This window comes from Ruegeria sp. YTSC192, assembly GCF_059609705.1.
The window spans coordinates 260,257-273,162 of the sequence record NZ_JBXWMG010000002.1; the positions used below are offsets into that span (position 1 = coordinate 260,257).

The following is a 12,906-nucleotide window of genomic DNA, read 5'->3' on the forward strand; positions in this document are numbered from 1 at the left end:
TGTTCAAGGGACTGAGAGGGGCGCCGATTGGCGTCCTTTCTTTTTTGCGAGGCTCTGCCTCGCGCTCCGAGGTATTTTTGAACAGAAGAAGTTGATTGCGTCTTGAGCAGTCTATCGGCTGTGTGTGGGAGGTCAGTATGGACAAAGTGGCTTTGGTGACCGGCGGCGCGCGGGGTATCGGGCGCGCCATCGTTGAGGACCTGAGGCGCGATCATAGGGTTGCTTTCACATGGCTGTCCACCGAACCCGATCCGGTGTTGGACGGGGAAGGTTTGCAGCCGATACAGTCCGACCTGACGCAGGACGGACAGCCTGAAGCGGTTATGCACGACGTTGTCGAACGTTTCGGGCGGTTGGACGTTATCGTGAACAATGCAGGTTTGGTCCGGTCTACTCCGAAAGAGGTTTTTGACCGCGAGGATCATCGCGCGATTGTGGATCTGAACCTGCTGGTCCCTGCTGCTTTGCTGGCGGCTGCCCTGCCCCATTTGCATCCGGGCGCAGCGATTGTCAGCATTTCCTCGATGAATGCTGTTTTGCCGCCGAAAGACGCGGTGATTTATGGGGCAAGCAAGGCGGCCCTGAACCTTTGGACACGCGGGATGGCAAAGGAACTGGGACCTCAGGGTATCCGGGTCAATGCTGTGGCACCGGGGGCGATTAACATCCCTGAAGACCCGCGCTCGGAAGACTTGACCGCCTTGTTCGTCGAGAACACGGCCGTAGGGCGGATCGGGAGGCCCGACGATATCGCGAAGGCCGTACGGTTTCTGGCATCAGACGACGCCGCATTCATCACGGGTGAGACCTTGGCTGTGACCGGTGGGTACAGGCTCTAACCACCCGCCGCTTTTTCAAGGGCCGGGCGGATCGTGCTTTCGATCACACGCTGGGTGATCGGCCCGGCGAAACGCAGGATCACGGTGCCCTCCCCGTCGATCACATAGGTTTCGGGAACGCCGTAGAGGCCCCAATCCAGCGCCATGCGACCCTGTTCGTCGCGACCAATGCCGGTATAGGGATCGCCCAATTCAGTCAGAAAGCTTTGCGCATTGTCCAACTTGTCTTTGTAGTTGACGCCGTAGATCGGGATGCCTTCGTTCGACAGCGCCTCTAGGTTTGGATGCTCTGCCCGACAGGGGGCACACCAGCTGGCCCAATAGTTGACCAGCTTGACCTGCCCATCCCGCAGGGTCGCGTCGTCGAAAGGTGTTTTGCCCGGAAACTCGGTCAGGACGACCGGAGGGGCGGGTTGCCCTTCGCGGGCGGATGGCAGGGCGTTGGGGTCGTCTCGGAACATTCCGATCCCGGCCAAAACGGCAAAAGCACCGAAGATCAGTGGCGGCGCGACCATCAAAGGCGAAATTTTAGCCATTGCGCGACATCCTTTGTTCGATTTTCTCCATCTCGGCCCGCACTTTGCGTCCCCGGATCACGCTTAAGACGACCAGCGCCACGATCAGCAAGATCGAAGCCGCATAAGACGACAGGACAGCGTCTGCGTATTTTCCAAGATCAGGCATCATGCGCCCACCCTTTCCCGTGCCAACAGCGCTTTGACCCGGCGTGCGCGGATTTCGGTGCCGGTGCGATACAGAACCAATGCGATGAACAGCAGAACGAAACCAATGATGCAGACCAGCAGCGGATAGAAGAACACGTTGCTGACTTTCTCTTCGGTATCCGTTCCCGTGACCGCTCCGGCCCGCATGACCGAGGCGCCCTGGTGCAGCCCCTGATTCCAGAAATTCACCGCATAGCGGCTGAGGATCGCGAACACCGACCCCACAAGACACAGGACCGAGGTCAGGTCGGCGGCGGTGTCCGGGTCCTCGATCGCCTCCCACAGGGCGACGTAGCCGAGATAGAACAGGAACAGGATCAGGAACGAGGTCAGGCGCGGATCCCAAGCCCACCAGGTGCCCCACATCGGCTGGCCCCAGATCGCTCCGGTCGCCAGTGCGATCAGGGTCATCACGATGCCCACAGGTGCGGCGGCCCGCGCGGCCAGGGCGCTGACGTGATGGCGCCGCACCAGCCAGATCAACGACGTCGCCAGCATCATCAGCCAGCAATTGATCGCCATCAGGGCCGATGGGACGTGCAGGTAGATGATCTTGACTGTCGAGCCCTGCCGGAAGTCGTCCGGCGTGAAGAAGAAGCCCCAGACCAGCCCGACCACGATGCAAACCGCGGAGGTGATCCAGAAAAAGGGCAAGACACGCTCGGTGGTGGCAAGAAACTTGCGCGGGTTGGCATATTCCCAGAGGGCGTTGGCTTTGGCTGCGATAGACATGGCCGTTATTTAGTCCGACTCGGGTTCATTCTCAATTGACCTTGCTCAAAGTTGTGGCGCTTCACCGCAGATTGATGCGCAGGACCGCCGCGCTGGCAAAGGGCAGCAGCGCAATCGTGGCCATCGTGATCCCCGCCAGCATCAGAAGTGGGGTTTGGGTCTCCATCCCGACGGCACCCCGGCGGGCGACTTCTGCGCCGAAGATCAGTGTTGGGACGTAGAGCGGTAGAACCAGCAGTGACAACAGCAAGCCGCCACGCTTTAGGCCGACGGTCAGGGCTGCGCCGAAGGTGCCGATGACGCTCATGGCGGGGGTGCCGAGCAGGAGCGAGATCACTAGCCAGAAGAACCCCGGCGCGGGAAGGTTCAGTAAGATGCCCAGAAACGGTGCCGCCAGAACCAAAGGTAGGCCGGTGGTGATCCAATGCGCCAGCGCTTTGATCGAAACCACAGCCTCAAGCGGCAGAGGCGCGGTGGCCAGCAGGTCCAGCGAGCCGTCCTCCCAATCCAGCGCCAGAAGACGGTCGAGGGATAACAGGCAGGCCAGCAACGCGCCCAGCCACAGAATTCCCGGTGCGATGGTCGAGAGCAGCGACGATTGCGGGCCGACGGCAAAGGGCACCAGAACCGTGACAATCAGGAAGAAGGCCAGGCCCAAGCCGAACCCTCCGCCCGCGCGGAAGGCCAGCTTCAGGTCGCGCAGCAACAGGGCGATCACAGGAAGCCTCCGTCAAAGTCATCAATGGGTTGCGGTTTGGCTTTGTAAGGACCGACGTCCAGAACCTCTGCGTCGAGGCCGAGGTCGATATGTGTGGCGATCAAGGCCGAGCCGCCCTGCCCCAGATGCCCGCGTACGGCGTCGGCGAACATCTGAACGGCGTTTTTGTCGAGCGAGACGGTTGGTTCGTCCAACATCCAGATGGGCCGCCCGGTGACCAGCATCCGTGCGAGACCCAGCCTGCGCTTTTGCCCTGCCGACAGGTTGCCCGCGTGGCGGTCGGACAGGTCATTCAGCGCAAAGGCATCCAGTGCCGGCTGAATGTCATGGGTGCCAAAGACCGACGCCCAGAAGGCAAGATTTTCGACCACCGTCAGCGTCGGCTTCAAACCATCGGAATGCGAGGCGTAGGCGATCTGGTCCTCTGCCCCTTCGACCTGTCCGGCCAAGGCAGGCTGTAGCCCCGCCAAAGTACGAAGCAGCGTTGTTTTACCGATCCCGTTTGGCCCCCGCAAAATGAGCGCCTGACCGGGGGTGAGTTTAAAGCTCAACCCCTCGAGCACGGGCACGCCACCACGGGTGATTGTCAGATCGGAAACGGATAGTGTCATGAGACTCGCTTATCCGATCAGGGACGCGGGCAAAAGGTTGGATTTGACGCAGAGAGATGGGGGCGGTGCGTCTGGGGTACTAGAATGCGAGGGGCGCTGCCCCTCGCGCTCCCCGGGATATTTTTAGCCAGATGAAGAGGATCCCGTCAGACCGGGATCAGAGCGAGCGCGATACGGCGACCCTCGGATAGCAGGACGTTGTAGGTGCGGCAGGCGGCGGGGGAGTTCATGATCTCGACACCGATCCCCGCAGATTCCAGAGATTGGCGCAGCTCTGGCGGGATGTGTGCCAGCTCTGCTCCGGTTCCTATGAACAGGACGTCGACCACTTCGGACAGGTCGCGCAGTGGCGCGTCGTCTGTGTATCCGCCCCACGCCTGCGTTCCTGTCGGGCCGGTCAGCACTGGGCCTTGATGAACGTGCCCTCCGATCCGGAAAAAGCCGGGGCCGTACCCGTCAACGGGTTCGGCGTTGGTGTAGGTGATCTCATTCAATCGCATGCGCTGGGTTTACCCCCAAAACGGCAGGCCAGACAAGGCTGCCAGCGCAATCGCCAGATAGGCGGCTGCACGGTAGAGGCGTTCTCGGTCCGGATGGAAAAGCCACCCGCCCAGCCAATTGCCCAGCAGGTTGGGGAGCGCCAGAAGAAGCCCCAGCCCTGCAGCCGCAAGGGTAACCTGCGCCATGCCAGTCAGGTAGCCGAGAAGCAGGAAGTCGAACCCGAACAGAAACAACAGGATCGTTGCGCGAATGACATCTACAGGTAGTGGGCGCGACATGTAGAACAGGATGACGGCCGGACCGGGTAGCCCGGCGACGCCACCAAGAAATCCGGCGGCCCCGCCAATACCTGTGACCATCATGCGGCTGACATGACCGTGATAGCGCAGGCCGAGGATCAGAATGGCCAGCATCGCAAGGGCCAGACCGCTGACCGCATAGCGGAAAACCTCGGGCGCGACCTGCGTCAGCACCCACAGTCCCAGCGGAAGAACCACTGCGCAGCCCAGCAGTAGGCGCGTCAGATCGCCCTTGTTCACGGCACTCCATGCCCGGCGCAGATTCGGCAGAGGGCCAAAGATATCCATGATCGTCAGGCCGATCAGCGCTCCGAACGGGCCGAGATATGGGGTGGCGATGGGCAGGAAAACCAAAGCGGTACCAAACCCCGAAAAGCCGCGAACGACGCCCCCAAGAAAGGCTGCAAATAAGACAACGGCCAGACCCTGTGGGGACTGGCCGAAGATCTCAGGCATCTACGTTGGCAAACTGGTTGCCCGCGTTATTGGAAGGTTTGGACCAGTCACGCTTGACGCCCAGCCACAACAGGATGGTCGAGGCTACGAAGACCGACGAATAGGTCCCCACGATCACACCCCAGATCATCGCGAAAACAAAGCCCCGGATCACGTCCCCGCCCAGCACATAGAGCGAGATCAGCGCCAGCAGGGTCGTGACCGAGGTCATCACCGTCCGGCTGAGGGTTTCGTTGATCGAGATGTTGAGAACCTCTTTTAGGTCTTTCTTCTTATACTTCCGCAAGTTCTCACGCACGCGGTCGAACACGACCACGGTGTCATTCAGCGAGTAACCCACGATGGTCAGAAGCGCCGCGATGATGGCCAGATCGAAGCGGATTTGAAGCTCGGAGAAGATGCCGATGGTCAGGATCACGTCATGCACAAGCGCCGCAACTGCGCCAAGGGCGAACTGCCATTCGAACCGCAGCCAGATATAGACAAGCACTGCTCCGATGGCCAAAGCGATGGCGATTACCGCTGTCTGGATCAACTCGCCCGAGACTTTCGGGCCAACGGATTCCACCGATACGAACTGGATATCGGGGATCACAGATTGCAACGCACCTTCAACAGCTGTGATGGTCGAGGCTTCGACCGCTTCAGCATCTGCCTGCGCTTGGATACGGATCATTGCGACGTTGTCTTCCGGCCCGAAGGTCGGGTCAAAAATCTCGGTGATCGAGACATCGCCCAGTTCAAGCGGTGCAATTGCGTCGCGATAGACACCCACATCAATCGGCTGCGTGCTTTCGGTACGGATCGTTGTACCGCCCCGGAAGTCGATGCCGAAGTTGAGGCCCTGCAACATGAAGGACACGAAGGCCACAACCATCATCAGGGACGAAATGCCCAGCCAGACCTTCCAGCGGCTGAAGAAATCGAACGAGGTGCTTTGGGGTACGAGTTTCAGTCTCATGATCAAACCTCGATCGTTTTCGGACGGCGGCGTTCGAACCACATGACGACCATCAGGCGCGTCACGAAGATCGCGGTGAAGACCGAGGTCAGGATACCCAAGCCCAGAGTGATGGCGAACCCGCGCACGGGGCCGCTGCCCATGGCAAACAGGATCACCGCCGTGATGAACGTGGTCACGTTGGCATCCGCGATGGCCGACAGGGCCTTTTCGTAACCCAGCTCAATCGCGCGTGCAGGGCCCTTGGCGGATTTCAGTTCTTCACGGATACGTTCGAAAATCAGCACGTTGGCGTCAACGGCCATACCGACCGTCAGAACGATACCCGCGATACCCGGCAGGGTAAGCGTCGCACCGATCAGCGATAGCAGACCGAACAACAGGCCCACGTTGATGATCAAGGCAACGTTGGCAAAGAGACCAAACAAACCGTAGCTGAGCGCCATGAACACCAGCACCGCGACAAAGGCCACGATGGTGGCGACTTTACCGGCGTCGATGCTGTCCTGACCCAGTTCGGGGCCAATAGTACGTTCTTCAAGGAACTCCAACTCGGCCGGCAAGGCCCCTGCCCGTAGCAGGATCGCAAGGTTGGTGCTTTCCTCGACCGTGAAGTTACCGGTGATGATGCCTGAGCCGCCGGGAATATGACTTTGGATCACCGGGGCCGAGATCACCTCATCATCCAGCACAATTGCAAAAGGCGCGCCGATATTTTCCAGCGTATAATCGCCGAATTTCCGCGCGCCTGAGGTGTTGAACCGGAAGCTGACCGCGGGACGTCCGTTCTGATCGAACGAGGGCTGTGCATCAACCAGTTCCTCTCCGGTCACGACCGGAGCGGTTTCGAGCGTGTAATACACCCCGCTTTCGTCAATCGACGGTACCACGTCTTCACCGATACCTGCAGCGGCATCCGGGTCCGTGCCGCGGCCAACAACGGGGTTGAAGGTCAACTGCGCCGTGGTGCCGATGATCTCTTTCAGCTCACCTGCACTGCCGATGCCGGGAACCTGAATGAGGATACGGTCGGCGCCCTGACGCTGAATGGTCGGTTCACGCGTACCGACCTCATCGATCCGGCGGCGCACGATCTCAAGCGATTGACGTACGGTGCGATCATCCGAGGCCAGCTTCTCCGCCTCGGACAGTTGCACGACGATTGTGTCGCCATCGGCAAAAGCTTCGATATCGGTCGCGCCGACACCTGTTACTGTCTGAACCTGACGGGCCAGACCGCGAACGGTCTCCAGTGCGCGCGCCATCCCTTCGGGCTGGCTGATGCGGACGCGAATCTGATCGGGGTCGGAGTCCTGACGGCGGATCGTGCCGACGGTGGAACGCTCATCCCGCAGGGCATCGCGGATTTCGGGCCACATCGCCTCCATCCGGGATTCGTAGACATCCTCGACCTTGACCTCGGCCAGCAGATGCGCACCGCCCCGCAGATCGAGGCCCAGATTGACCAGAGAGGACGGCATCCAATTTGGCCACTGCGCCGCCTCGGCCTGATTTTCGGGTGTGTCCGCACCCAGCTCAATCGCGGCCTTGGCGTCGTTGGATTGTTCGACCCGCGTGTAAAACGCATTCGGCAGAGCCAAGAGCAGGCCGGTCACACAGACCAGCCAGATCAGAACCCGCTTCCAGGTATCAATTTGCAGCATAACCCTGCCTTTTCAAGGGATTGTAAGGCGAAGTTACTTCGCAGGTTCGGTCTTGTTCAGAACCTGAGCAACGGTCGACTTGACCACGCGAACCTTGACGCCCTCGGCGATCTCGACCTCGATCTCGTTTTCGCCTTCCTTGACCTTCGACACCTTGCCGATCAGACCGCCCTGAGTGACGACCTGATCGCCCCGGCGCACGGCTTCGACCATGGCCTGATGTTCTTTCATCTTCTTTTGCTGCGGACGGATCAGCAGGAAATACATGATCGCGAAGATCAGGATCAGCGGGAGAAACTGGGCGATTGCGCCACCTTCCATGGGATATTCCTTTTTCTTTGACCTGCGGCATCGTTCCGCAAATTTGGCGGGAACCTATGCGCTGATATGCCTGTTTGCAAGCAATGGGGGCAATGTGTCCGGCCAAGTTAATACCGGGGAAGAAAAACATCGTCCCAACCGTTGCAGATATGTCCTAGGCTGTCACAGCAACTGCGGTATAGTCAGCACACAGGAGGGGCTATGACGTATCTACACAAACCCTTGCAGAGGCTGACTCTTTTATCGGCGGTTGGCCTTTTGGTTGCGCTTCTGTGCATGCCGGTTCTGGCGCAGGACGCGCCCTCTGACGCGCCTGCCGCATCCGAGATGGACGCAGAGATTTTCAAAGCCCCGGTCATTGTGGATGGCGACACGCTCTTTCGGTTGCGCGGGGCCAGCGCTTTGCCCGCCAATGAGCGGGCCGAGGAGGTCCAGAACCGGATCATCGAATCCGCTGAATCCTCGGACACGCCAAATGTTGAAATCACCTTTGAACAAACTGAACTGGGAACCGAGATTCTGGTCGATGGTTTCTATGTGTCGCTGGTCACCGACGCCGATGCGGAACTGGAGCAGCTGGACCTGGAAGTCCTGAGCCTGTTGCATGGCGATGCAATTAAGCAAGCCATCGAATCCTATCGCGCGAACCGCACAGAAGAGGCGCGCGTCTCGGGCGCGCTTGAGGCACTGGCATGGACCGTTGGGTTCATCCTGTTCATTCTGGTCAATCTCTGGCTGCACCGCCATATCCGGCGCAGAACTCTGAATTTTGTAACGAGCTACCTGAAAGATGTGGAAACCGTCACCGCCAAAAGCGTTCAGGCCGAGGCGATCGCTGCCTTGATCCGTTATGGGCTGAACTTCGTACTGTTGGCGTTCTTCTTTCTGGGGTTCTACTACTACTTGTCCTTCGTTCTGCTGGCCTTTGCCGAAACCCGCTATTTCGCGCAGCTTTTGCTGACCTACCTGACGCAACCCGTGTTGCAGATCGTCAGGGGCGTTGTCAGCTATATCCCCAACATGATCATGCTGGCGCTGATCACCTGGATCACGCTCTATATCATTCGCGGGATGCGAGTGTTCTTTGACGCGGTCGAAGCCGGGTCATTTGAAATGGGCGATTTCGAAAAACACTGGGTCAATCCGACCTTCAACATTGCCCGCGTCGTGACGATCATGATCGCGTTGGTCTTTGCCGTGCCCTACATTCCCGGCTCGGATTCGGCGGCGTTTCAGGGCCTGACCATTCTGGTCGGTGCGATGCTGTCACTGGGGGCGAACTCGGTCGTGTCGAACATGCTGGCCGGGCTGTTCGTGATCTATCGCCGCTCGACCTCGATCGGGGACCGGATTCAGATCGGGGATCACATCGGTGACGTGGTGCAGATCAAGCTGATGGAAACGCACCTGAAATCCATCAAGAACGAACTGATCTCGATCCCCAACGCGCAACTGATGAATTCGGACGTGGTGAATTTCTCGAAGAAAACCGATGGCAGTGGGCTTTTGCTCCATACAACGGTCGGGATCGGCTATGAAGAGCCGCCCGAAAAGATCGAGGCAATGCTGATCGAAGCCGCCAATCGCACCAAGGGGATCAAGTCCAAGCCTGAACCCTTTGTCCTGTGGACCGCGCTGGCCGACTACGCGATCAACTACCAGATCAACGGATACACAACGCGGGGCAGCATCATTCCCAGGATCCGGTCAGATCTGCATCGCAACATTGTGGCGGTATTCAACGAAAACAACGTACAGATCATGACCCCCTCATACATCGCGGATCCGCCCGAACCAAAGATCCCGCCCGGGGAATGGGACGGACATCTGGCTCATCACGATGAGGCGCCGGACAGTTAGGTGCAGTTTGGTTAACCAGCGCTACACCCTCCGCGATATATGGTGCATAAGCAGTGGCAGTGATTCACTGCATTCAAGGATCTGAACTATGCACGACATCCGCGCCATTCGCGAAAACCCAGCCGCTTTCGACGCCGCACTTGCGCGCCGCGGGGACGCGCCGGTGTCGTCAGACCTGCTGCGCCTGGACGAAAGCCGCCGCACCAAGATTCTGGCCGCAGAAACCGCGCAGGCCGAACAGAACAAGGCCAGCAAAGAGGTCGGCGCTGCCAAAGCCCGCGGTGATGAGGCCGAATTTGAACGCCTGCGTGCGCTGGTGGCCGAAAAGAAGGCCGAAATCGCCCGGATGCAGACCGAGGCCAAGGATCTGGACGCTCTGCTGACAGATCAATTGATCGGCGTGGCCAACCTGCCGGCCGAGGATGTGCCCGAAGGTGCGGATGAGGATGACAATGTCGAAGTCAGCCGCTGGGGCACCCCGCGCGAGCTGGACTTTGCCCCGAAAGAACATTTTGAGATCGAGGCCGTTCAAAACGGTATGGATTTCGAAACCGCCGCCAAACTCTCTGGCTCGCGCTTTGTGCTGCTGTCTGGTGGCGTTGCCCGCATCCACCGCGCGTTGGCGCAGTTCATGCTGGACACGCATATCAACGAAAACGGCCTGACCGAGGTCAACGGCCCGGTTCTGGTTCTGTCCGAGATGATGCAGGGCACCGGCCAGCTGCCGAAATTCGGCGAGGACAGCTATCAGACCCGCGAAGGCTGGTGGCTGATCCCGACCTCCGAGGTTTCGCTGACCAACATCGTCAACGACACGCTGGTCGAGGAAAGCTACCTACCCCGCCGCTATACCGCGCATTCCCTCTGCTTCCGGTCCGAGGCCGGTTCTGCGGGCAAAGACACCCGCGGGATGCTGCGTCAGCACCAGTTCGAAAAGGTCGAGATGGTCTCGATCACCCATCCCGAGACCTCGGATGACGAACAGAAACGCATGGTGCGCTGCGCCGAGGGCATTCTGGAAAAACTGGGCGTGCCGTACCGCACTGTGATCCTGTGCACCGGAGACATGGGCTTTGGCGCCCGCCGCACCTTTGATATCGAGGCATGGCTTCCCGGTCAGGACACCTATCGCGAGATCAGCTCGGTCTCAACCTGTGGTGATTTTCAGGCCCGCCGCATGAATGCACGTTTCCGGCCCGAAGGTGGTGGCAAGCCGGAATATGTCCACACGCTGAACGGCTCGGGCCTTGCGGTGGGTCGCTGCCTGATCGCCGTGCTGGAAAACGGTCAGAACGCGGATGGCACGGTCACCCTGCCCGATGTCCTCGCCCCCTATCTGGGCGGCAAGCTTACGCTGCAGCTGGACGGAACACTGGCATAAGAAAACCGGCATCCGCGTTGCGCGGTGCCGGTCCGAAACATTTGAAAGGGCGAGGAAGGGTTACTTCTTCGCCTTTTTCTTATCCTTCTTATTGTCAGCTTTTTTGTCCGACTTCTTTGCATCTTTTTTGCCAGAATCTTTCTTCTTGTCGGCCTTTTTGGACTTATCGTCCTTCTTGGACTTCTTCCCTTTCTTGGACTTGGCCTTCACCTTGTCCTTGGCCTTTGAGAATGCAGCCTCCATCTCGGCCCGCTTTTTCGCGGCTTTCTCAGCCTTGGCTTTTGCCTTGGCCTTTTTCTTTGCCTTCGCCTCTGCGGCTTCTGCAGCAGCTTTTTCCTCGGCCGCTTTGCGCGCAGCCTCAGCCGCGCGTTTCTCGGCCGCGGCAGCAACAACTGTCTTGCGTGCCGCAGGGCGACGGGCTGCGGGTTTACGCGTTGCAGCTTTTGGGGCAGCAGGCTTGCGGGTCGCTGCGCGACGCGGGGCTGGTTTGGCAGCCGCCGGTTTCGCAGCGGTCGCCTCTTTTGCAGCGGCAATCAGGACGGCTGCGCGCGCCACACCGACACGGGGGACCTTGACCAGATCCTCCGGTTTCGCTTTCGCAACGGCTTCGGCGGTCTTGAAACCGTTTTCAGCCAAACCTTTGGCAAGTGTTTCGCCAACACCTTTTATCTCGGTCAATGCGGTCATTCTGGGTCCTTTCTCTGGTCTGCCTGAATGCTTGTATATACACAAGATATACGATCTTCAAGCATGGTTGCGACTATGACGATCCATGGGCCAGATCAGCCGCCTGCCCCTTTTTCGGAAAAGGCACCAGCCGCTTGGCGTCTTCGTCCCATAATTTCAGGTTCAATGCGGCCACGGCTTCGGGGAATTTGATCCGACGCGGCGTGTATTCGGGCGGCAGGTTATAGTGGCATTCACGCAACCGGTAGGACGGGATACGCGCGTTGAAATGGTGAATGTCGTGCAAGGTGATGCAAGCCACCGCGTTATCGAACCACCACCCGAAATCCAGCGCGGACGAACCCTGAAGCGCCGCAATCTGCGGGTCCAGATCCGGGCGACGATCCCAATATGTGTCCTCGAAATTGTGCTGCAGGTAGACGAGGAACACGCCCAGCATTCCGCCCAGCAGAGAAAACACAAGCCAGACCAGAATACCGGTCATCCCGGCGATCATGTAAACCAATCCAAGAAAAACGACGATCGAGAGGTTGTGCAGCAGGACCCCCTTCACACCAAACCGCATCGTGTTTTTGGGCCACCGGTAACGAATGAAATACGTGACCAGAGCGCCCACCGGCACCAGAATGAACGGGTTGCGGTACAGGCGATAGACAAGACGCTTGAGCCAGTCCGCCTCGTTCCATTCCCGCAAGGTCATGGTATGGATTTCACCAGTCTCCCGATGCTCAAGGTTGCCAATGCCGGAATGGTGCAGGTTGTGGTTCTGTTTCATGACCTCAAAGGGGGCAAATGTGAAAGGCGACACGCCGTGCCCTGCCCATTCATTCTGCTGGCGCGTTTCAAACAGGGAATGATGGCCGCAATCATGCTGCAGAACGTAAAGCCGCACGGCCGAAAACGCGAAGACGACCCCGGCCGGGATCATGACATACCAGTGGTCCACATTGACGATAGCGAGTGTAAGCGAAGCGAAATAAACGGCGAAGGTTCCGAAATAGCTCAGGGCTGCAAGCCTGTTGTCCTGAACCGCGTATTGCCGTGTGTAGTCTCTGAGATTCATCAAGCCCTCTCCCACGATGGCCCGGTTAAATGAGATGCAAAAGGAATTCAGACCCGCCGCAGGACAGGCCGCGCACAGGAAACAAATG

15 protein-coding genes are annotated in these 12,906 nt (G+C 59.1%); 3 read left to right on the forward strand and 12 right to left on the reverse strand.

The genetic code is table 11. The features are described 5' to 3' along the window. Positions 1 to 137: 137 nt before the first annotated feature. Entirely contained in the window at positions 138 to 839 is a 702-nt protein-coding gene (locus AC2FD8_RS04570) for an SDR family NAD(P)-dependent oxidoreductase (RefSeq protein WP_496854247.1), read from the forward strand. Here the strand turns inward: AC2FD8_RS04570 and AC2FD8_RS04575 are convergent. The 10 genes from AC2FD8_RS04575 to yajC form a co-directional block, all read right to left on the reverse strand. Beyond that, entirely contained in the window at positions 836 to 1,375 is a 540-nt protein-coding gene (locus tag AC2FD8_RS04575; RefSeq protein WP_496854248.1) for a DsbE family thiol:disulfide interchange protein, read from the reverse strand. The two genes, AC2FD8_RS04570 and AC2FD8_RS04575, sit on opposite strands and share 4 nt — an antisense overlap. Continuing rightward, on the reverse strand, positions 1,368 to 1,526 hold the full coding sequence (gene ccmD / locus AC2FD8_RS04580; protein ID WP_496854249.1) for a heme exporter protein CcmD: 159 nt from the start codon (positions 1,524 to 1,526) through the stop codon (positions 1,368 to 1,370). The genes AC2FD8_RS04575 and ccmD overlap by 8 nt, the downstream gene beginning before the upstream one ends. Next, entirely contained in the window at positions 1,523 to 2,296 is a 774-nt protein-coding gene (locus AC2FD8_RS04585) for a heme ABC transporter permease (protein WP_496854250.1), read from the reverse strand. The genes ccmD and AC2FD8_RS04585 overlap by 4 nt, the downstream gene beginning before the upstream one ends. A gap of 61 nt (positions 2,297 to 2,357) precedes the next feature. Continuing rightward, a complete protein-coding gene (gene ccmB, locus AC2FD8_RS04590; protein ID WP_496854251.1) occupies positions 2,358 to 3,014 on the reverse strand; it encodes a heme exporter protein CcmB in 657 nt (218 codons plus the stop codon). Then, positions 3,011 to 3,625: a heme ABC exporter ATP-binding protein CcmA gene (gene ccmA / locus AC2FD8_RS04595; RefSeq protein ID WP_496854252.1), complete on the reverse strand. Its 615-nt coding sequence runs from the start codon at positions 3,623 to 3,625 to the stop codon at positions 3,011 to 3,013. Before ccmA ends, ccmB begins: the two co-directional genes overlap by 4 nt. A 146-nt stretch (positions 3,626 to 3,771) precedes the next feature. Continuing rightward, entirely contained in the window at positions 3,772 to 4,125 is a 354-nt protein-coding gene (locus tag AC2FD8_RS04600) for an Mth938-like domain-containing protein (RefSeq protein WP_496854253.1), read from the reverse strand. 9 nt (positions 4,126 to 4,134) lie between these two features. Further along, positions 4,135 to 4,881, reverse strand: a complete 747-nt coding sequence (locus AC2FD8_RS04605; RefSeq protein ID WP_496854254.1) for a TSUP family transporter — start codon at positions 4,879 to 4,881, stop codon at positions 4,135 to 4,137. Continuing rightward, positions 4,874 to 5,842, reverse strand: a complete 969-nt coding sequence (gene secF / locus AC2FD8_RS04610; RefSeq protein ID WP_496854255.1) for a protein translocase subunit SecF — start codon at positions 5,840 to 5,842, stop codon at positions 4,874 to 4,876. Before secF ends, AC2FD8_RS04605 begins: the two co-directional genes overlap by 8 nt. Positions 5,843 to 5,844: 2 nt before the next feature. Then, positions 5,845 to 7,506 (reverse strand): protein translocase subunit SecD, encoded by a 1,662-nt coding sequence (gene secD / locus AC2FD8_RS04615; RefSeq protein ID WP_496854256.1) that lies wholly within the window; start codon positions 7,504 to 7,506, stop codon positions 5,845 to 5,847. Between the two features lie 33 nt (positions 7,507 to 7,539). Continuing rightward, positions 7,540 to 7,827, reverse strand: coding sequence for a preprotein translocase subunit YajC (yajC, locus tag AC2FD8_RS04620; RefSeq protein WP_170686211.1), 288 nt, complete (start codon positions 7,825 to 7,827; stop codon positions 7,540 to 7,542). Between the two features lie 201 nt (positions 7,828 to 8,028). Between yajC and AC2FD8_RS04625 the strand changes: the two genes are divergently transcribed. Together AC2FD8_RS04625 and serS are read left to right on the forward strand one after the other, a co-directional pair. Further along, positions 8,029 to 9,687: a mechanosensitive ion channel family protein gene (locus AC2FD8_RS04625; protein ID WP_496854257.1), complete on the forward strand. Its 1,659-nt coding sequence runs from the start codon at positions 8,029 to 8,031 to the stop codon at positions 9,685 to 9,687. Positions 9,688 to 9,775: 88 nt separating this feature from the next. Then, positions 9,776 to 11,068, forward strand: a complete 1,293-nt coding sequence (serS, locus tag AC2FD8_RS04630) for a serine--tRNA ligase (protein ID WP_496854258.1) — start codon at positions 9,776 to 9,778, stop codon at positions 11,066 to 11,068. 60 nt (positions 11,069 to 11,128) lie between these two features. Here serS and AC2FD8_RS04635 read toward each other — a convergent pair whose 3' ends face one another. Next, complete coding sequence (locus AC2FD8_RS04635; RefSeq protein WP_496854259.1) at positions 11,129 to 11,755, reverse strand: helix-hairpin-helix domain-containing protein; 627 nt, start codon at positions 11,753 to 11,755, stop codon at positions 11,129 to 11,131. 73 nt (positions 11,756 to 11,828) lie between these two features. After that, entirely contained in the window at positions 11,829 to 12,818 is a 990-nt protein-coding gene (locus AC2FD8_RS04640; RefSeq protein WP_496854260.1) for a fatty acid desaturase, read from the reverse strand. Positions 12,819 to 12,906 lie beyond the last annotated feature (88 nt).

Excerpts from the sequence above, each read along its gene's own strand:
- AC2FD8_RS04575 (WP_496854248.1), bottom strand. The coding sequence starts at position 1,375 with ATGGCTAAAATTTCGCCTTTGATGGTCGCGCCGCCACTGATCTTCGGT.
- AC2FD8_RS04585 (WP_496854250.1), bottom strand. The coding sequence starts at position 2,296 with ATGTCTATCGCAGCCAAAGCCAACGCCCTCTGGGAATATGCCAACCCG.
- AC2FD8_RS04600 (WP_496854253.1), bottom strand. The coding sequence starts at position 4,125 with ATGCGATTGAATGAGATCACCTACACCAACGCCGAACCCGTTGACGGG.
- AC2FD8_RS04625 (WP_496854257.1), top strand. The coding sequence starts at position 8,029 with ATGACGTATCTACACAAACCCTTGCAGAGGCTGACTCTTTTATCGGCG.
- secF (WP_496854255.1), bottom strand. The coding sequence starts at position 5,842 with ATGAGACTGAAACTCGTACCCCAAAGCACCTCGTTCGATTTCTTCAGC.
- AC2FD8_RS04605 (WP_496854254.1), bottom strand. The coding sequence starts at position 4,881 with ATGCCTGAGATCTTCGGCCAGTCCCCACAGGGTCTGGCCGTTGTCTTA.
- AC2FD8_RS04570 (WP_496854247.1), top strand. The coding sequence starts at position 138 with ATGGACAAAGTGGCTTTGGTGACCGGCGGCGCGCGGGGTATCGGGCGC.
- ccmD (WP_496854249.1), bottom strand. The coding sequence starts at position 1,526 with ATGATGCCTGATCTTGGAAAATACGCAGACGCTGTCCTGTCGTCTTAT.
- serS (WP_496854258.1), top strand. The coding sequence starts at position 9,776 with ATGCACGACATCCGCGCCATTCGCGAAAACCCAGCCGCTTTCGACGCC.
- AC2FD8_RS04635 (WP_496854259.1), bottom strand. The coding sequence starts at position 11,755 with ATGACCGCATTGACCGAGATAAAAGGTGTTGGCGAAACACTTGCCAAA.
- secD (WP_496854256.1), bottom strand. The coding sequence starts at position 7,506 with ATGCTGCAAATTGATACCTGGAAGCGGGTTCTGATCTGGCTGGTCTGT.
- ccmA (WP_496854252.1), bottom strand. The coding sequence starts at position 3,625 with ATGACACTATCCGTTTCCGATCTGACAATCACCCGTGGTGGCGTGCCC.
- yajC (WP_170686211.1), bottom strand. The coding sequence starts at position 7,827 with ATGGAAGGTGGCGCAATCGCCCAGTTTCTCCCGCTGATCCTGATCTTC.
- AC2FD8_RS04640 (WP_496854260.1), bottom strand. The coding sequence starts at position 12,818 with ATGAATCTCAGAGACTACACACGGCAATACGCGGTTCAGGACAACAGG.